At 63.2% G+C, this 15,805-nt stretch carries 19 protein-coding genes and 1 pseudogene; 11 read left to right on the forward strand and 9 right to left on the reverse strand.

The window, feature by feature from the left end; genetic code table 11:
* Nucleotides 1-83: 83 nt before the first annotated feature.
* A complete protein-coding gene (locus NKK52_RS25345) occupies nucleotides 84-1,115 on the reverse strand; it encodes a phosphatidylglycerol lysyltransferase domain-containing protein (RefSeq protein ID WP_023681264.1) in 1,032 nt (343 codons plus the stop codon).
* Between the two features lie 187 nt (nucleotides 1,116-1,302).
* Here NKK52_RS25345 and NKK52_RS25350 point away from each other — a divergent pair.
* From NKK52_RS25350 to NKK52_RS25365, 4 genes and pseudogenes are all read left to right on the forward strand, one after another.
* Nucleotides 1,303-1,398 (forward strand): annotated as a pseudogene (locus NKK52_RS25350) (hypothetical protein); the annotation flags it as partial.
* Between the two features lie 154 nt (nucleotides 1,399-1,552).
* A complete protein-coding gene (locus tag NKK52_RS25355; protein ID WP_280940301.1) occupies nucleotides 1,553-2,449 on the forward strand; it encodes a flavin-containing monooxygenase in 897 nt (298 codons plus the stop codon).
* 403 nt (nucleotides 2,450-2,852) lie between these two features.
* Nucleotides 2,853-3,338 (forward strand): MarR family winged helix-turn-helix transcriptional regulator, encoded by a 486-nt coding sequence (locus NKK52_RS25360; protein ID WP_023681266.1) that lies wholly within the window; start codon nucleotides 2,853-2,855, stop codon nucleotides 3,336-3,338.
* The gene (locus NKK52_RS25365) at nucleotides 3,335-4,015 is read left to right on the forward strand and encodes a GNAT family N-acetyltransferase (protein ID WP_023681267.1); all 681 of its coding nucleotides are present in this window, start codon (nucleotides 3,335-3,337) and stop codon (nucleotides 4,013-4,015) included. The genes NKK52_RS25360 and NKK52_RS25365 overlap by 4 nt, the downstream gene beginning before the upstream one ends.
* A gap of 118 nt (nucleotides 4,016-4,133) precedes the next feature.
* Here NKK52_RS25365 and NKK52_RS25370 read toward each other — a convergent pair whose 3' ends face one another.
* Nucleotides 4,134-4,358 carry a hypothetical protein gene (locus NKK52_RS25370; protein WP_023673272.1) on the reverse strand — a complete coding sequence of 75 codons (225 nt, stop codon included), beginning with the start codon at nucleotides 4,356-4,358 and terminating at the stop codon, nucleotides 4,134-4,136.
* Between the two features lie 230 nt (nucleotides 4,359-4,588).
* Here NKK52_RS25370 and NKK52_RS25375 point away from each other — a divergent pair, with 230 nt between their 5' ends.
* Together NKK52_RS25375 and NKK52_RS25380 are read left to right on the forward strand one after the other, a co-directional pair.
* On the forward strand, nucleotides 4,589-4,930 hold the full coding sequence (locus NKK52_RS25375) for a hypothetical protein (protein WP_023681268.1): 342 nt from the start codon (nucleotides 4,589-4,591) through the stop codon (nucleotides 4,928-4,930).
* Nucleotides 4,931-4,934: 4 nt separating this feature from the next.
* Nucleotides 4,935-5,645, forward strand: coding sequence for a phosphatase PAP2 family protein (locus NKK52_RS25380; RefSeq protein WP_023681269.1), 711 nt, complete (start codon nucleotides 4,935-4,937; stop codon nucleotides 5,643-5,645).
* A gap of 16 nt (nucleotides 5,646-5,661) precedes the next feature.
* Here the strand turns inward: NKK52_RS25380 and NKK52_RS25385 are convergent, their stop codons facing one another.
* Complete coding sequence (locus NKK52_RS25385) at nucleotides 5,662-5,853, reverse strand: hypothetical protein (RefSeq protein WP_023755330.1); 192 nt, start codon at nucleotides 5,851-5,853, stop codon at nucleotides 5,662-5,664.
* Between the two features lie 79 nt (nucleotides 5,854-5,932).
* Between NKK52_RS25385 and NKK52_RS25390 the strand changes: the two genes are divergently transcribed.
* Both NKK52_RS25390 and NKK52_RS25395 read left to right on the forward strand, forming a co-directional pair.
* Complete coding sequence (locus NKK52_RS25390) at nucleotides 5,933-6,202, forward strand: helix-turn-helix domain-containing protein (protein WP_023673276.1); 270 nt, start codon at nucleotides 5,933-5,935, stop codon at nucleotides 6,200-6,202.
* 79 nt (nucleotides 6,203-6,281) lie between these two features.
* On the forward strand, nucleotides 6,282-8,003 hold the full coding sequence (locus NKK52_RS25395; protein WP_023681270.1) for a SulP family inorganic anion transporter: 1,722 nt from the start codon (nucleotides 6,282-6,284) through the stop codon (nucleotides 8,001-8,003).
* A gap of 18 nt (nucleotides 8,004-8,021) precedes the next feature.
* On the opposite strand, the gene NKK52_RS25400 is transcribed toward NKK52_RS25395, so the two are convergent.
* Nucleotides 8,022-8,879 carry an SMP-30/gluconolactonase/LRE family protein gene (locus NKK52_RS25400; RefSeq protein ID WP_023681271.1) on the reverse strand — a complete coding sequence of 286 codons (858 nt, stop codon included), beginning with the start codon at nucleotides 8,877-8,879 and terminating at the stop codon, nucleotides 8,022-8,024.
* A gap of 116 nt (nucleotides 8,880-8,995) precedes the next feature.
* On the opposite strand from NKK52_RS25400, the gene NKK52_RS25405 reads away from it, so the two are divergent.
* Nucleotides 8,996-9,796 carry a helix-turn-helix domain-containing protein gene (locus NKK52_RS25405; RefSeq protein WP_023681272.1) on the forward strand — a complete coding sequence of 267 codons (801 nt, stop codon included), beginning with the start codon at nucleotides 8,996-8,998 and terminating at the stop codon, nucleotides 9,794-9,796.
* A 174-nt stretch (nucleotides 9,797-9,970) separates the two neighbouring features.
* Entirely contained in the window at nucleotides 9,971-11,347 is a 1,377-nt protein-coding gene (locus NKK52_RS25410) for an adenylate/guanylate cyclase domain-containing protein (protein WP_023681273.1), read from the forward strand.
* A 142-nt stretch (nucleotides 11,348-11,489) separates the two neighbouring features.
* Here the strand turns inward: NKK52_RS25410 and NKK52_RS25415 are convergent, their stop codons facing one another.
* Complete coding sequence (locus NKK52_RS25415) at nucleotides 11,490-11,786, reverse strand: YciI family protein (RefSeq protein ID WP_023681274.1); 297 nt, start codon at nucleotides 11,784-11,786, stop codon at nucleotides 11,490-11,492.
* A gap of 64 nt (nucleotides 11,787-11,850) precedes the next feature.
* Nucleotides 11,851-12,678 carry an oxidoreductase gene (locus NKK52_RS25420; RefSeq protein ID WP_023673282.1) on the reverse strand — a complete coding sequence of 276 codons (828 nt, stop codon included), beginning with the start codon at nucleotides 12,676-12,678 and terminating at the stop codon, nucleotides 11,851-11,853.
* 123 nt (nucleotides 12,679-12,801) lie between these two features.
* On the opposite strand from NKK52_RS25420, the gene NKK52_RS25425 reads away from it, so the two are divergent.
* The gene (locus tag NKK52_RS25425; RefSeq protein WP_023673283.1) at nucleotides 12,802-13,392 is read left to right on the forward strand and encodes a TetR/AcrR family transcriptional regulator; all 591 of its coding nucleotides are present in this window, start codon (nucleotides 12,802-12,804) and stop codon (nucleotides 13,390-13,392) included.
* A 7-nt stretch (nucleotides 13,393-13,399) separates the two neighbouring features.
* Here NKK52_RS25425 and NKK52_RS25430 read toward each other — a convergent pair whose 3' ends face one another.
* From NKK52_RS25430 to NKK52_RS25440, 3 genes are all read right to left on the reverse strand, one after another.
* Complete coding sequence (locus tag NKK52_RS25430; RefSeq protein WP_023681276.1) at nucleotides 13,400-14,200, reverse strand: C40 family peptidase; 801 nt, start codon at nucleotides 14,198-14,200, stop codon at nucleotides 13,400-13,402.
* A 41-nt stretch (nucleotides 14,201-14,241) separates the two neighbouring features.
* Nucleotides 14,242-15,180, reverse strand: coding sequence for a CHAD domain-containing protein (locus NKK52_RS25435; RefSeq protein WP_023681277.1), 939 nt, complete (start codon nucleotides 15,178-15,180; stop codon nucleotides 14,242-14,244).
* A gap of 86 nt (nucleotides 15,181-15,266) precedes the next feature.
* Nucleotides 15,267-15,764: a CYTH domain-containing protein gene (locus tag NKK52_RS25440; RefSeq protein ID WP_023681278.1), complete on the reverse strand. Its 498-nt coding sequence runs from the start codon at nucleotides 15,762-15,764 to the stop codon at nucleotides 15,267-15,269.
* Nucleotides 15,765-15,805: the final 41 nt, after the last annotated feature.

Below are 15,805 nucleotides of genomic sequence, written 5' to 3' on the forward strand. Positions count from 1 at the left end.
GCAAATAGGCGATCGCCCGTGCGCCGGTCAAATCAACAGTTTTGCTGGGGGCAAATTGGCCACGTTGGCCGCCACGCTTCTTGCTAGATCGCCTTGATGAGGCGCAGCAACCCCAGCATCTCGATCAGCCTGCCCTCGCGGAAGGCGATGTAGGTCGGTTCTTCGACGCCATGGAAGCGGCGCTTGAACGCCGCCTGGCCTTTGAGGTTGAACTTGCTGCGGTTGACCCAGGGAGACTCATAGGCCCGCTCGAAGGCGTTGCGCCAGAAGCTCGATTCGGCAAAGCTGTTGGCTCCGACATCGAGCATCGGCGACAGGCCGAGCGTGACGACCGAAATGCCCTCATTGCGAAACCGGTCGACGGCGAATTTGGTCAGCCCGATTTCGGCATGCGGCGAGGCATCGATGTGCTTGCGCTTGAACGAGGTGGTGTAGCCGATCACCTTGCCATCCCGGAACATCGGATCGAAATCGAGCAGAGCGACGAGCTCGCCTTCCGGGCTGTAGAGCACGAAACGGCGCATATCGATGCCGAGATGATCGGCAAAGGGGCGGTTGAGGAACGCCATCTCCCAGCGCTTGACGATGCGGTCGGCCCGCCAGTTCTGTGACAGGCGCTGGACCTCGTCGAGATAGACCGCTCCTTCGCCAAAAGAAAACCCCTTCTTCAACAGCCAGCGTTCGGAATACCGCACGGTTTCGTTGCGCTTGCCGGAAAAATCGTGAGCCGGCAGTTCCAGCCGCGTGTCGACGCCGAGACGGTTGACCTGGTAGCCGAGCCCGGCCAGAACGCGCGCCGTCGGTTCGCCGATCTGCACGAACCACGGGCTGTCGGCGGCTTCGACAAAGCGCCTGATATAGTCGGGCCGATCAGCCGGATGGGCCACCGGGTCACCGAGCGCGAAATGGTGCTTCATCTTGGTGCCGAAGGCGATGTAGCCGTCGGCGTCGCCGAAATAGGACAGTTTTTGCTGCACGGCGGTCGAATAGGCCAGCGAGAAGTCGCCGTGCTGGCGGACAAGCGCCAGCCGCTCGACATGCGGAAAATCCTGGCGCGGCACCTTGGCTGCGGCGCCCTCCAGCAGTCTGTCGAGAAAGATACGCAAGGAGGGCATGGTCGAGCTTCCGCGTGCCGATGATAAACAGAGGCTTGTCCCCAAGGCCTCGAATCAGTCGCATTGACGCGACCTCATTATCGATCATATCGCCCCTGTGCCATATGGGACGTGCCATATAGGACGGGTCCCCATGGCGCACCTGAAAGGAAATCTCGACCGAATGGCGGCTACGACAAGCGAAACGATGCCTATCGTCCTGGGGCCGAAAGGACCCGACTATACGGTTATCGTCATCGGCGCCGGAGCGGCGGGGCTGGCGGCCGCCGACGCGCTTGGCCGGCGCGGCGTGCGGGTCGTCGTGCTTGAAAAGGAGCCGCGGATCGCCGAACCGTGGCGAGGGCGGCACGAGAAGCTGACCCTCAACACGCATCGCGCGCTATCGGCCCTGCCCGGCCTTGCCTATCCGCCACGCACCGCCGCCTTTCCGAACAAGGATGCCATCGTCGGTTATCTCGAGGATTTTGCCCGCGCGCGGCATAAGGGTCGAATTCGGCACCGCCGTCGAGCGGATCGAACGCAGAGGCAATGGCTGGCTCGTCCATACGGGCCGGGAAACGCTGAGCGCCCGCAATGTCATCGTCGCCACCGGCCGCGACCGCTTGCCATGGACGCCGGACTGGCAAGGCAAGGCGACTTTCACCGGCAAACTTGTCCACGCTGCCGATTTCGGCACAGCGCAGGACTATGTGGGCAAAAGCGTGCTGGTGGTCGGGGCCGGAAATTCCGGCTTCGACGTGCTCAACCACCTCGCCCGTGCCGACACCAAGGCCATCTGGTTGTCAGCCAGGCAGGGTCCGTCGCTGATGCCGAAACGGATCGGCAAGGTCGCCGTGGCGCGCTTCGGCGGTTTCATGGCGATGCTGCCGACGTGGATTGCCGATGCCGCGATTGCCGCGACGCAGCGGCTGGTGTTCGACGACCTCACCCGCTTCGGCCTGCCGCCGGCGCCGAAGGGCGGCGCCAGCCGGCTCGGCGTCGAGCAGATCGCTATTGCCGTTGACGACGGCGCCGTCGCAGCGCTGAAGGCCGGACGGATTTCGGTGGTGGCGCCGGTGGCGGCTTTCGAAGGCGCCGGCGTGCGGCTGAACGACGGCACGGTGCTCGAGCCGGATGTAGTGATCGCGGCAACCGGCTATCGCACCGGCCTGGAGGCCATGCTGGGCGATCTCGGCGTGCTCGACGCCAAGGGCGTGCCGAAGGCCAATGGCGGCACCCCGAGCGGCCAGCCCGGCCTGTGGTTCATCGGCATGCGGCCAAGCCTGACCAGCTATTTTCACAGCGCCGGACTGCAGGCCGAAGCGATTGCCCGTCAGATCGCCAGGGAGTTGTAGACGAGCGCTTCTGGACGGAGAACCACCGCGCACTTCGGGCTGCTGCTGTGGCGGGGACTGGTGGTTCAACGCATCTGCAAGATGGATCGAATATCCTGGCGATTGGCTGAAACGCCGATCCCGTCGTCTTCCACGGGCGAAGCAAGGAGCGTAGCGACGCGGCGCAGACCCGAGGATCCATGCCGTGACTTCTGAGCTACGCTGCGTTGCAGGTTCTGCTCCGCTGCTTCCGCGGCCAAGGTCCCGGCATGGATCCTCGGGTCTCCGCGACGGAGCTTCGCTCCTGCTTCGCCCAAGGATGACGAAGTTGAGATGCTTGCGGCCAACCTCCAAAGCAGGCGCTTGAACTCGTTCATTGCCTGGTTATATAACATATCATGGTTATTCCGCAGGCGGACCACCCATGGAAGACATCATTCGATCCCTTGGCTACCTCACCCTAGGCAGCAGGCTGAAGCGTATCGGCGAGCAGTTGCAGGCCGATACGCAGCGCATGCTCGATGGGCTGGAGGTGCCGGTGCAGTCCAGCCAGTATCCTCTGCTGGCCGCGCTCGACCGGCTCGGGCCGCTGCCTGTCGGCGAGCTGGCGCAGTCACTGGGGATCACCCAGCCGGGGGTGACGCGCAGCGTGGCGCTGCTGGCCGAGTTGGGGCTGGTCGAGGCCGCGCCATCGAACGACGACCAGCGCCGCAGGATGATCTCGCTGACCGCGAACGGCCAGCGCCTGGTCGATAAGGCGAAGCGAGACGTTTGGCCGCGCATCGAGAACGCCGTTGCCGACTTGTGCAAAGGCCTTGCAGGGCCGCTTCTCGAACAACTCTCGGCAATGGAGGAGGGCCTGGCGGCGGCCCCGCTCGACCGTCGTGTGAAACAGGATGTCGCGCCATGAGCCATGTCCTCGATCGTCCGGTCTGGAGCGCGCTCGACACGCGGCATCGGATCTTTGCGTATGGCGACAGGCTCGCCAGGCGCTATCCCTCCTCGATCGTCCCCTTCGCGGCTTCCGGAGCAGACGACGCTGAGAGTCTGCAGGCGCTCGCAAGCCTCATTCCTGCAGGTGAGAGCGTGTTCATGCTCCAGGCGGACCCCATTGCCTTGCCGCCGGAACTGACCGCGACCGTGACCGCCTTCGGCGTTCAGATGGTTGCCGAGGCGCCATTGCCTTCCGTGTCGGACGAGCGTGTGCAGCAGCTGACGCAGGACGACGCGGCCGAGATGCTTGCTTTGGCGTCACTGACCAAGCCCGGCCCGTTCACGCTCAAGGCGCTGAGCCTCGGCGAGTTCTGGGGCGTGAAAATCGACGGCCGGCTGGCGGCGATGGCCGGCGAGCGCATGAAGCAGCCCGGCTACAGCGAACTCAGCGGCGTCTGCTCGCATCCCGAATTTCGCGGCAGCGGCCTCGGCCGGCTGCTGTCGGTGTTCGTGGCCAACCGAATTTTTGCGCGCGGCGAAGTTCCCTACCTGCATGCCTATGCCAGCAATGCCAACGCGGTTGGATTGTACGAATCCATCGGCTTCAGGCTGCGGGCAGAGATGAATGTGGCCGTCGTGCAGCGCGCCGGCTAGAGCGTTTCACCGTTTCACGGAAACGGCGAACCGCTCCTAGGCCTTTATTTTTACGCAATTCCGGACGGAAAACCGCTTCACACTTTTCCTGGAATCGCTCCAGGCCGCCTTGCGGGCCTCAGGCTGATTTCGGCTCCAACCGGCGGAAACCCACGGTTTCCATAAGCATATCTTCCTCGACCATGCCGGCATTGTGCAGCGCAAGCAGGTTCAGCGCGATCTCCCGCGCCTCCGCCGAATCGGGATGCACGTCGCGCCTGCGGCAGGCTTCGTCGAACACGCGTTGCAGCCTGGCGATGTCGTCGGGTTTCAGCAGGCCACGGTCATAGACGGACTTTGGCATGGCACTCTCCTCCAGAAGAGGTAGGGCGCCATGTTTAAAAGTCCATTCTTTTCCAATGCTTGAGCGCAGCTGCCTGGGTTTGCACGAATCCGACCGAGCGTGGCAGTCAGACCGCGATCGCGCTGCCATTCATTCAGCACCTCGGCCGTGGCCTGTTCCGCCGCAGTCTGCTTGACGTGCCGCCACGCTTGCGAAACAAGAGCTGCCACAAAGGACAGCGAGGCACAAAAGTGAGTTTCTGGGGACTGGCGCAGCTCGTCATTTCGACGGTGATCTTCCTGCTGGCGGCCATCGCGGCCAAGCAATGGGGGCTGGCGCCAAGCCTTGGCAAGATCGTGCTGACACTGGCGCTCTATACGGCGGGCAATCTGATGATGCTGCGGCTGGTTCGTGAGTTCGGCATGTCGGTGTCGTTCAGTCTGTCGGCGGTGATCCAGCTGGTGGCGGTCAATGTGGTGGCGCTGGTGTTCTTCGGCGAACGCGTCAATGCCTTGCAGGCGACCGGCATCGTGCTGGCCATCGCGGCGGTGGTGCTGATCTCGCTCGGGCCTTACCTGCAGGGGCGACTGTAATCCGATGAAGACCCCGCGTGCGTTCACCAACTGGCTTGAATTTCCGGTGCTGCTGGCCGGGCTGGTGATAGCCGCCGGGCTGTGGGGCTTCGAGGAACTGATGGAGGTGGCGCGGGCCACCACGCCGCACGCTTTCGATACTGAGATCCTGCTCTCTTTCCGAAAAGTGGGTCAGCCGGATGTTCCCGTCGGCCCGGCATGGCTGGAAGGCGCGATGCGCGACATCACCAGCCTCGGCAGCTCCAGCGTGCTGGTGCTGATCGTAACGGCGGTGATCGTCTACCTCCTGCTGATCCGTAGGCCGAGGACGGCGCTGCTGATCTTTGTCGCGGTGGCCGGCGGGCAGCTGCTGTCGACCTTGCTCAAGGCCGGCATCGACCGGCCGCGCCCCGATCTTGTCTCGCACCTGGCCAACGAGACGTCGCTGTCGTTTCCCAGCGGCCACGCGATGCTGTCGGCGGTGACCTATCTCACGCTAGGCTCGCTCGCAGCGCGCTTCCTGCCGGGACGAACGACGAAAATCTATGTCCTCAGCCTGGCGGTGCTGGTAACGCTGCTGGTCGGCGTCAGCCGCGTCTATCTCGGCGTCCACTGGCCTTCCGACGTGCTGGCGGGATGGTGCGCCGGCTTCACCTGGGCGACGCTGTGCTGGCTGGCGGCGCGAATGCTGCAGCGGAACAAGGCGGTGGCCGATGGCAACGAGCCCGAAGACTGACGATCCGGAGCGACATTCAAATCAGCCGGTTGATCAGCCCGTGTCCGCAGCCTGCCAGCAGAAAAACCGCCGACAGCAAGGCTGCCGACGTCGTCAAGGTCCTGAAAATATTCAACTGATATTTCCCCGCCAGTAAGAGCCAAGGCGGTAGCGTAGCATGCTCATCCCGTATCCCGCCATCCGGCTTTGTGGAGAGATCATGTTTCATGCATGCTTTATGATGGTTGAAACATCACTATGATTGTATTACACGTCGTCTCCGCAGACTCAGACGGGGGTTCCGACCGATGATCACTGCCGCCCAGATGCGCGCCGCGAGGGCGCTGGCCGGCATCGATCAGAAGACGCTCGCCGAGCGTGCCGGCGTTTCGCTTCCGACAATCCAGCGCATGGAAGCGAGTGACGGCGTGGTCAGGGGTGTGGTCGATACGCTGATGAAGGTTATCCAGGCTCTCGACGAGGCCGGGGTGGAGCTCATCGGCGAGAACCAGACCAGCGAGCGCGGCGGCCGGGGCGTGCGCCTCAAGCCGGTCGCGCCGCCGAACCCGCAAGGCTGAGCCGGCATATAGTCGCGACGGCGACCGCCGACAGTCCTGCCGACGATCCCGCCGCCTTCACGCAAGCGGAAGGCAGTCCATGGATCAGATCCGGCGGGCAGTGCATCAACCGGCCCAGAAGTCGGCAAAGCCGACATTTTCAGAGCTGTTCACGCCCAAGCTGGTGACGGTCTGGCGCGAAGGTTACCGCCTGCCGCAGTTCAAGGCCGACTTCATGGCCGGGCTGACCGTCGCTATTGTCGCGTTGCCGCTGTCGATGGCGATTGCGATTGCTTCGGGCGTGACGCCGGAGCGCGGCCTGTTCACGGCCATTGTCGGCGGCTTCATCGTCTCGGCGCTCGGCGGCAGCCGCTTCCAGATCGGCGGCCCGGCCGGCGCCTTCATCGTGCTGGTGGCGGCGACGGTGCAGCGCGAAGGCGTCGACGGACTGCTGCTGGCGACGATGATGGCCGGCATTTTCCTGCTCGCCAGCGGCTATCTCCGGCTCGGAACCTATATCAAATTCATCCCTTACCCGGTGACGGTCGGCTTCACCGCCGGCATCGCAGTCATCATCTTCTCCGGCCAGATCGTCGAACTGTTCGGGCTGAGGCTTGCCGGGCCGGAGCCCGGGCCGCTGCTGCCGAAGCTGATGGCGATCGGCCACGCGGCCGGCACGCTCAATATCTCGGCAACGCTGGTGGCGGCGCTGACCATCGCCACCATCGTCGGGGTGAAGCGCTGGCGGCCCGGCTGGCCGGGCATGCTGATCGCCGTCGGACTGGCCTCCCTTGTCGTGGCGCTGCTTTCGCTGCCGGCGGAAACGATCGGCACCCGCTATGGCGGCATTCCGCGCAGCCTGCCGTTGCCGGCACTGCCGGCACTCAACCTCGACAAGGCGCTTGCGGTGCTGCCGGATGCGGTGGCTTTTGCGCTGCTCGGCGCCATCGAATCGCTGCTCTCGGCCGTGGTCGCCGATGGCATGACCGGGCGGCGTCACCGTTCCAATTGCGAACTGGTGGCGCAAGGCTTTGCCAACATCGCGTCTGCCGTGTTCGGCGGCATCTGCACCACCGGCACCATCGCCCGCACCGCCACCAATGTGCGGGCCGGCGCGCATGGGCCGGTTTCCGGCATGCTGCATTCGCTTTTTCTGCTGGTCTTCATGCTGGTGGCCGCACCAATGGCGAGCTACATCCCGCTTGCCGCCCTTGCCGGGGTGCTGGCGGTTGTCTGCTGGAACATGTTCGAGAAGCAGGCCTTCGCCACGTTGCTGCGCGCTTCGCGCGGCGACGCCCTGGTGCTGATGGCAACCTTCCTGATCGTCGTCTTCCGCGATCTCACCGAAGGCATCGTCGTCGGCTTCGCGCTAGGCTCGATCCTGTTCATCGACCGCATGGCCAAGTCGATCGCCGTGGAGGCGGATTTGCCGCTGGTGCAGGACGATGTCGCCGACAGCAGCGGCCGCGCCTACGATGCAAGCGAGGCAAGCGACGCCGACACCGTCGTCTATCGCATCTCCGGCGCCTTCTTCTTCGGCGCCGCCTCGACTGTCGGCACGGTGCTCGACCGCATCGCCGACCAGCGCAAGAACTTCATCCTCGATTGCTCGGCGGTGCCGTTCTTCGATTCCACCGCGGCCAATGTCATCGAGGGCGCGGCGCACAAGGCGAAGCGCGCAGGGGTGCGTTTCATCATCGCCGGTGCCTCGCCGCAGACACGGCGCATGCTGATCAACCACGGCGTCAAGCGGCCGCTGGTGACCTTTGCCGCCTCGATCAAGGATTCGCGGGCGCAACTCAAAGCCGCGCCCGCTGGCTGAGCCGGCAAGTGTGCGCCGTCAGTCCAGGCTCAGCACCGCGATCTCGCCCTCGTTCATCAGCGGCACGAAGATCCGCGTGCCGTCTGTGCCGATATCGGCGCTGCCCGGCTTGAACTGCTCTACAGCCTTCGGCGCCTCGCCGACTTTGTACCGATAGAGCGTGCCGGTCATGAAGGCGGTGGCGTAGATGCTGTCGCCGATGGCGACGACGCCGTCGAGGTCGGAAAAGTTTTGTGCGCCAGGCAGCGGCGTCACGGCTTTCGTCGCGAGATCGACCGACAGCAGGCCCCCGGGCGCGGCAGTGCTGAAGTCCGGCTTGATGCCCTTGCCCCAGGACGCCACGATCAGCCGATCGCGATCGGCAAAGATGCCGTTGGGTGCGGCGAGCTTCGCATCCTTCACGAACAGTTCCGGCTTGTCGCCGTCAATGCGGTAGATCGCATCGGCCAGCATGTCGGTGACATAAACCTTGCCCGAACTGTCCGATGTCACGTCATTGAGGAAAACGGCGCCGGGCACATCGATCGTCGAGATGAGCTTGCCGCTGGCGAGATCGACGATGCGCACCTTGGTGATGTCGGCGACGTAGAGCTTGCCGCCAGAGATCGCCGAGCCCTTCGGTGCATCCATGCCGGCGGTCCAGTGCCGGCTAACGACCTTGCCGTCCAGCGACAGCACCGAGAGATAGCCGTTGCCGTCGGCCTCCCCGGGATTGCCGACGATGTTGGAGACGATAATGCGATTGTTGGCGGCATCGAACAGCGCCGATTCGGGTTGCTCGAAGCCCGAGGCGCGCCAGAGTTCGGCGGCCTCGGCCGCAGGCACGAGCGCGATACCGAAGGCGGCGAGACAAATAGAGGGGATGAGGGTTTTCACGGCCAGGTCTCCTGTGGTGGATGGCGGAGAGCTAGAGATGTCGATACGTTTCCGGAAGGGCGATTGCCGCTAGTATCGAAACGCGATACCAAACCGCGAGAAAAGAGGTGCATTCCATGAACGGCCTGATCTTCGAGGCGCTGAAGCGGACGCTGAAGGCCAAGGGCGTCACCTATCGTGAGCTAGCCGGGCGTATGGGCATTTCCGAGCCGACGGTGAAGCGCATCTTCCACGAGCGCAACTGCAAGCTCGACCGTCTCATCGGGATCTGCGCTGCCGCCGGCGTCGAGCTGGAAAACGTGCTGGGGTCGATGAACCGGGGGCCGGGACCGGTCAATCGCATCGCGCCGGAGATCGAGCGCAAGCTCGCGGGACGGCCGGCGCTGCTGTTCATCTTCGTCATGCTGTCGGAGAAGTTCACGCCCGAAGGCGTCATGCGCTCGCAAGGCTTGAGCGAAGCCTCGATGTTCCTTTATCTGCGCGATCTCGAAGCGATCGGCCTGATCGCATTGGGCAGCGGGCTGTCGGCACGGCTGCTGGTCGACACACCGATCCAGTGGAATTTCGAAGGGCCGCTCAGGCCGCTATTCGAGATGACAAACAAGAATTTCATCGGCTGGGCGATCACCCATCTGGAGCGGGAAGCGACCTTCGTCTCTTTCTCCAGGCGGATGCGGCCGGAGACGGCGGAGATGGTGAAGCGCGAGGCGGAGGAACTGGCCGAGCGCGCCAAACTGCTCGCCCATCACGACCAGCACACGACGCCGGAAGACGGGCTGACCGGCTACAAATGGACGTTTGCTTTTGGCGCAACCCCGTTTCCGGCGATCATGCCGATCGGCCCGCACCCCAGGGATGCCGGTGCGTCCGACCGGCCCACCGCTCCGGCAAAGGGACGCCGCCCGTTGCCGGCCTGACTGGGCCATCATCCGAGCAGGATTGCATCTGGCGGCTGAGCTTGTCGCGCTCCAGTCCGGAGGTGCTTCAAAAATGAAGCCACATTCATGATAGAGTTCGCGCGCTGATTTGCCAGACTGTACGGGGCGGGTTTGCCGAATGCGTGACCGTCCCCGCAAAATCGAAGTGATCCTATGCCGACCGCGCCAACACTTGAACTTCGCCGCTATTCGCGCCTGAAAAATTTGCGGGAGCGCGCAGAACGCCAGGGTGCTGCATTGCAGTTCTGGGCGCGCACGGCATCGCTCGCCGTGATCTCCTGCTTCTTTTCCTTGATCAGCCGCTGGGATGCCTCGCTGCTCTTCGTGCTGGCGGGCCTCGCGCTGTTCCAACTCGTCGGCCTGATCCAGTTTCGCTTTGCGCGCCGTCGCAACGCGCCATGGTGGATCGGTTACCTCGTCGGTACGCTGGACATCATTCTGTTGACCGTTCTGCTGGTAACGCCCAACCCGTTTTCCCTCGAGGTCGCGCCGGCCGCGATGCAACTGCGCGAGGGCAGCTTCAAATTCCTGCTGATTTTCGTATGCCTTGGCGCGCTGACCCTTTCGACACGATTGGCGCTCTATCTCGGCGCGCTCGCGGCCTTGACGTGGACGATCGGGGTGGGATGGGTGGTTTTTCATGCGGGAACCGTCATTCCGGCAACGAACCTCTATTCGCTGCCGCTGACAGAGCGACTGAATCTCTATCTCAACCCCAATTTCGTCGATACGTTCGCGCAGGCGACCAATGTGTTGGTTGTGCTGATTATCGGCGCGATCATGGCGCTGGTCGTCTCTCGTTCCCGACATCTGTCGGAAGACTATGTCAAGGCGGAGCGCGCCCGCGCCAATCTCGCCCGGCATTTTTCGCCCAATGTCGTCGACCAGCTCGCCACGGATGACGAGCCCTTCGGCCCGGTCCGCCGGCAGGATATCGCGGTGCTGTTCGCCGACATCGTCGGCTTCACACACTATTCCGAGGATCATCCGGCCGAAGCAGTGTTCGAACTACTGCGTCAGTTCCACCGTCGCATGGAGCAGGTCGTCTTCGACCACCATGGCACCGTCGACAACTATATCGGCGATTGCATCATGGCGACCTTCGGGGTTCCGCAAGCCAGCCATGACGACGCAACCCGGGCCATCCGGTGCGCTGAAGCGATGATCGCCGCTATCGAAGACTGGAATGTCCAGCGTGTGTCCAGAGGATATCCGCCGCTGGACGTTCGGATCGGTGCACAATATGGCGCCGTCGTCCTCGGCGCGGTCGGCAGCGAGCGCAACCTGTCCTTCGCGGTGGTGGGCGACACCGTCAACGTCGCCAGCCGTTTGCAGGCGCTCTGCCGGGAGCTTCAGGCGAATATTTGCTTTGGGTCACGACTGATCGAGGCCGCGAAGGCGGAATCGCTCGGGACACAGCTGAATGCGCGCGATCATGGACCGGTTAGCATCCGCGGCCGGGACGAACCGGTCCATGTCTGGGTCGAACACAGAGCCGAAAACCAGGGCGCTATTGCGGTTTCGGCGTGATGCAGGCCGCCATGTGAGACGCCTGCACCTCGGCAGGATGGACGCCAGAAACCTCGACAGGATCGCGCCCGCCAGCGTGCGCAAAGCTGGCCCGTTCGAGAGCGACTTTCGCTGCCGCATCGATGCGGTTTGGTCGAAATGGTTAGCCGTGCGTTTTCAAATGCAGCATCGGATGGTGTTCGTAGTGCCCGGCGCCATTCTTCACGATCGGGTCCTCCGAGGTGATCGCCTCTATGTCCAGATCATCGGCAATCCGATAGAGCGACACCCCATAACCGCCAGCCGGGTCCATCACGGGGCCGTGCGCGACGATAAGCCTCTTTTCAAGCAGGTCATCCAGGAATGCTCCGAACTGCTTCATCCACTCTTCCTCATCGGTGGTCATCGTTGCCAGAAAGTCGGAACGCGGCGGAATATATTTGCACAAATAGGACTTCATTCGTCGCTCCTCGGCGAAAGGAGGCTCGCCTGCCGGACTGGCCTGGCGATGCCTTGATTTTAGATCAATCGGCCACGCCCATCTGCTTGCGGAAGCTCTTGTCGAACATGTTTTCGGGCACGAAGCGCCGCATGAAGCGAAGACGGCCTGCCGTTTTGCCAGGCGTATAGCGCATGCTCGGCGTCTTTTCGGTGGCTGCCTGTACCACTTTGTCGGCCACGGCTTCCACCGGATCGCCGCTCGCGATTCTGTTGCGCCAGGTCGAATTCATGGCTGAGCGCCCCTGTTCGTAGACGCCGGAAATCCGGTCAGGCTGTTCGGCGTTCTCTTCCAGTCCGGTGCGGGTGAAGGCGGGCTCGACAAGGGAAACCCTGATGCCGAACGTTCGAAGTTCGTGATCGAGCGACTCGGAATATCCTTCGACTGCGTGTTTGGTGGCGGTGTAGAGGGCGGTGAATGGCCCCGGCAGGAAACCGGACACCGAACTGATGTTGATGATCCGGCCCTCGCCCTGTCTGCGCATGATGGGCAGCACTTCATTGGTCATGCGAACAATGCCGAAGACATTTATGTCGAACAGGCTTTGGGCTTGAGCGACCGATGATTCCTCGGCGCCGCCGATCAGGCTGCGGCCCGCATTGTTTACCAGTACGTCGATCCGGCCGGCGAGGGCGACAACTTGCTTGATGGCGTCTCTGACGGACCCATCATCGGTGACGTCGCAAGGGACCATGTGAATGCCCTGACGCACTTCGTTGGGCGCAGCTCGGCGGCTGGTGCCGAACACGCGATACCCCGCCCGGATGAGCGCAAGTCCGGCCGCATGCCCGATGCCACCCGAAGCGCCGGTGATCAGCGCGATCTTCTCGGCGCGCGACTGAACTTGTGTCATCTCAACTTTCCTGCGTAATGATTATGATCGTAATCATTGGGTGATAATGACCGCCGCAATCATTGTCAAGCGCCTCCGCCACGTCTTATATGTCGATCATCATCAATAGGAGAGGATGCGGTCGTGAAGGTGAGCAAGGAGATGGTCGAGTTAAATCGAGAGCGGGTCATCGATACCGCCGCAAAGCTCTTCCGCGAACAAGGGATCGACGGGATCGGCATTGCCGATCTGATGAGCGCGGCCGGGCTTACCCACGGAGGCTTCTACCGACAATTCAAGTCGAAGGACGACCTCATCGTTCAGGCCATGCAGCGGGCCTTCAGTGACATGAGCGCCGATCTATCCGCCCGGCTCGCTTCGACCGATACTCCGTTTGAGACGCTCGTGCGCCACTACATCTCGGACCATCATCGCGACAATCCGGGGCACGGATGCAGCCTCACCGCACTGGCGGCCGATGCCGCCCGGCACGACGATCCAGCGCTTCGATCGTTCTTCGGAAGCATCGTCAGCAATTATGTCGCGTTGATCATTTCACTCCTGCCGGGAAGCGACCCGGCCGCGAAGCGGAGTGCCGCGATCGCATTCCTAGCGGAAATGGTCGGATCGGTGATCCTCTCCCGCGTCGTGCCCGATCCGACGCTTTCCGCTGAGATCATCGACACTGTCTCGAATGATCTCATAGGGCGCCACTCGCCATCGGCGCCGGTTTGAATGGTTGCTATTCGGCGGCCTTCGCCTCAGCGGCCCTATCTTCCCAGGTCACCGCCCGGTAGTCGAAACCAAATTCCAGCGTCGGTTTCACGATGCGGAAGAAGGGCGACAGGTCGAAGTCGCGCGGCGTGTAGAGCGAGTGGTGGCGGATGTGCAGGATTTCGCGGCGCGAATAGTTCGACTGCGCCGAGGCGCGGCCGGGCGCGCGGGTGATCTCGGGCAGGATCGGGTAGCGGATCTCACCATAGGCTTCGGCGATCAGCGTCGAGCAAATGGCGCGCGTCGGATCGCCGGAACCGAAAGCCAGCATGCGGCGGCGCCAGCGCACCGGCACCGGTGGCGTCGGCAGGAAAAAGCGCAGCATGTCGAAAATGTTCTTGAGATCGTATTTCAGGCCGAGCTTGCCGATCATGAAGGCGACGACATGGTCGCGGTCTTCCGGCGCCAGCCCGCTCGCCCGGCAGATACGGGTGTTGTAGGTGCGGTAGCGCGACAGCGGCACGGCGACACAGCCTTCGCCGAGCGTGACTTCGATCAGCCGACGCCGTTCCGATCCGTCCTCCGGTTCGGACAACGCATCGCCGATATAGAAGGCGGCGTGCGACCAGGTCGACTGTGTCAGGTATTTGATGGCCGCGGAGATCTTCTGGTTGCCTTCGATGAGCAGGATGTCGCCGGGTTCGAGCGTGCGCCGCAACGTCTCGGCGTCGGACGGCGTGTAGGGCTCATAGCCCGAGGATTCGTCCTGCAGCCGGCCGGCAAGCCAGCGGCCAAGTCGGTCGAGAAGCGTGTCGCGCGGCGCGGTCATTGTAAAGTGTGACTAGCACGAGGTGACGTCCTCGGCCATGATCAACCGACCGGGACCTCTTTCGACAATACCGGGCCGGCGAGGTCGTCGCGCGCATTGCGCGCGAGTTTCTTTGTCGAGCGCTTGGGGCTGTCGCCGAACAGCTCGGCCGCTCCGGCGAGGCAGCTCTTCTTCAGGCTTTTTTCCGAGCGCTTCAAAAGCTTGCCAAGAAGCCTTGTGTCCTGGGCATCGCCGAGCGGCTCACCGTCGGCCTCGAGCAACACGCGCATGACGAAGACGTCGTGCAGTTCGCCGAGCTTTTCACCCAGTTCGTCGACCGCCTTGCGCCGCACCTTGATCGGCGTCGGCCACAGCCGGCCGAGCAGCGACAAATGCATCGAGTGGGTCTTGGCAGCCTTGCGCAGATCGTGGAAATCCTCTGCTTCGCCGCGCGATCCCGCCCGGTCCAGCGCCCTCCTGGCACGGCGCAAGGTCTTGCGAGCGCCTTCCGCAAGCACATCGGCTGCATGCTCAGGCAGATCGGGGAGCAGCAGCCCCTCTATCCTGATGAGGCCTTCCTCGCAGGCGGCGGTGGCCGCGCCTATGGCGGCGTCGAGGCCGGCGCCGGCATGCATTTCATGCTGGCGGGCAATCAGCCGGTCGCGCACGCTGTCGAGGCCGCCGCCGGCAACCTGCTCGGGAAAGGCGGCTGCCAGCCGGTCGACGGTCTCGACCAGCGCGGTCGCCTCGCGCGGCCCGGCAAGCAGCGCCGCCACCTGACGGTAGCATTGGTTCTCAGTCCGACAGAATGTTTCATTTCCGGAACGGACCAGCCGCAGCAAGGCGCGCGCGCTCTTCAGCCGCTTGCGGCATTTGTGCAATGCCTGCTCCGGCAGGTCGCGCGCGACGGCCAGATGGGCAAGCGCCTTGCCGATCTCCTCGCCAAGGATACGCCTGACCTCGCCGGTCAGCGGCAGGCGCGGATCGATGCGAAAGCTCATGCGGCGATCTCCGGAATCCCCCTAGAGCATGATGCCGAAAAGTGTGAAGCGGTTTTCGGACGACATCATGCTCCATCTCTTTTGATTTAGAGCCGGATTCCGATTTTAGGTCGACCCGACCTAAAATCATCCGGCTCTAGGGCGAGCGACGCGTTGTAAAATCTCTGCTCGCCGGTCACTTCGCGGCCGAGCCAATCAGGCAGCATTTCGTCAGGTACATCCTCCGGCGTCTCCAGTTCGGCCACCACAAGGCCGGCTAGAATCCCGCCGAAAACATCGACTTCGTAGAGATAGCCGCGATGCCTAACATGGTGGCGTGTCTTCTCGATGACATGTCCGATGGCGAAGGCCAGCATCTCCTCGGCATCAGTCAGAGGAATTTCATATTCGTATTCGTCGCGCTCGCGGATCTTGCTGCCGAATTTAAGCGTCAGCTTCGCCGAACTGCCGTCGCTGATGCGTACGCGCACGGTGCGGCCAGGTGCTGCGGCAAGGTAGAACTGGCGAATGCGTATATTCGCCTCGGCCATTTCTAGCCATTCGGCGCTGGAGACCAGGAACTTGCGTTCGACTTCCTTGCCCATGGCCGCGCACTAAAGCGTCTGCGGCTCGACATGGCAAGCGG

Origin of the sequence: Mesorhizobium sp. C277A, assembly GCF_040324395.1 — a bacterium.
Classification (GTDB): Bacteria; Pseudomonadota; Alphaproteobacteria; order Rhizobiales; family Rhizobiaceae; genus Mesorhizobium.

Coding starts and splice junctions, on each gene's coding strand:
- NKK52_RS25345 (WP_023681264.1), bottom strand. CDS start 1,115: ATGCCCTCCTTGCGTATCTTTCTCGACAGACTGCTGGAGGGCGCCGCA.
- NKK52_RS25355 (WP_280940301.1), top strand. CDS start 1,553: ATGCCATCGTCGGTTATCTCGAGGATTTTGCCCGCGCGCGGCATAAGG.
- NKK52_RS25360 (WP_023681266.1), top strand. CDS start 2,853: ATGGAAGACATCATTCGATCCCTTGGCTACCTCACCCTAGGCAGCAGG.
- NKK52_RS25365 (WP_023681267.1), top strand. CDS start 3,335: ATGAGCCATGTCCTCGATCGTCCGGTCTGGAGCGCGCTCGACACGCGG.
- NKK52_RS25370 (WP_023673272.1), bottom strand. CDS start 4,358: ATGCCAAAGTCCGTCTATGACCGTGGCCTGCTGAAACCCGACGACATC.
- NKK52_RS25380 (WP_023681269.1), top strand. CDS start 4,935: ATGAAGACCCCGCGTGCGTTCACCAACTGGCTTGAATTTCCGGTGCTG.
- NKK52_RS25385 (WP_023755330.1), bottom strand. CDS start 5,853: ATGAAACATGATCTCTCCACAAAGCCGGATGGCGGGATACGGGATGAG.
- NKK52_RS25390 (WP_023673276.1), top strand. CDS start 5,933: ATGATCACTGCCGCCCAGATGCGCGCCGCGAGGGCGCTGGCCGGCATC.
- NKK52_RS25395 (WP_023681270.1), top strand. CDS start 6,282: ATGGATCAGATCCGGCGGGCAGTGCATCAACCGGCCCAGAAGTCGGCA.
- NKK52_RS25405 (WP_023681272.1), top strand. CDS start 8,996: ATGAACGGCCTGATCTTCGAGGCGCTGAAGCGGACGCTGAAGGCCAAG.
- NKK52_RS25410 (WP_023681273.1), top strand. CDS start 9,971: ATGCCGACCGCGCCAACACTTGAACTTCGCCGCTATTCGCGCCTGAAA.
- NKK52_RS25415 (WP_023681274.1), bottom strand. CDS start 11,786: ATGAAGTCCTATTTGTGCAAATATATTCCGCCGCGTTCCGACTTTCTG.
- NKK52_RS25420 (WP_023673282.1), bottom strand. CDS start 12,678: ATGACACAAGTTCAGTCGCGCGCCGAGAAGATCGCGCTGATCACCGGC.
- NKK52_RS25430 (WP_023681276.1), bottom strand. CDS start 14,200: ATGACCGCGCCGCGCGACACGCTTCTCGACCGACTTGGCCGCTGGCTT.
- NKK52_RS25435 (WP_023681277.1), bottom strand. CDS start 15,180: ATGAGCTTTCGCATCGATCCGCGCCTGCCGCTGACCGGCGAGGTCAGG.
- NKK52_RS25440 (WP_023681278.1), bottom strand. CDS start 15,764: ATGGGCAAGGAAGTCGAACGCAAGTTCCTGGTCTCCAGCGCCGAATGG.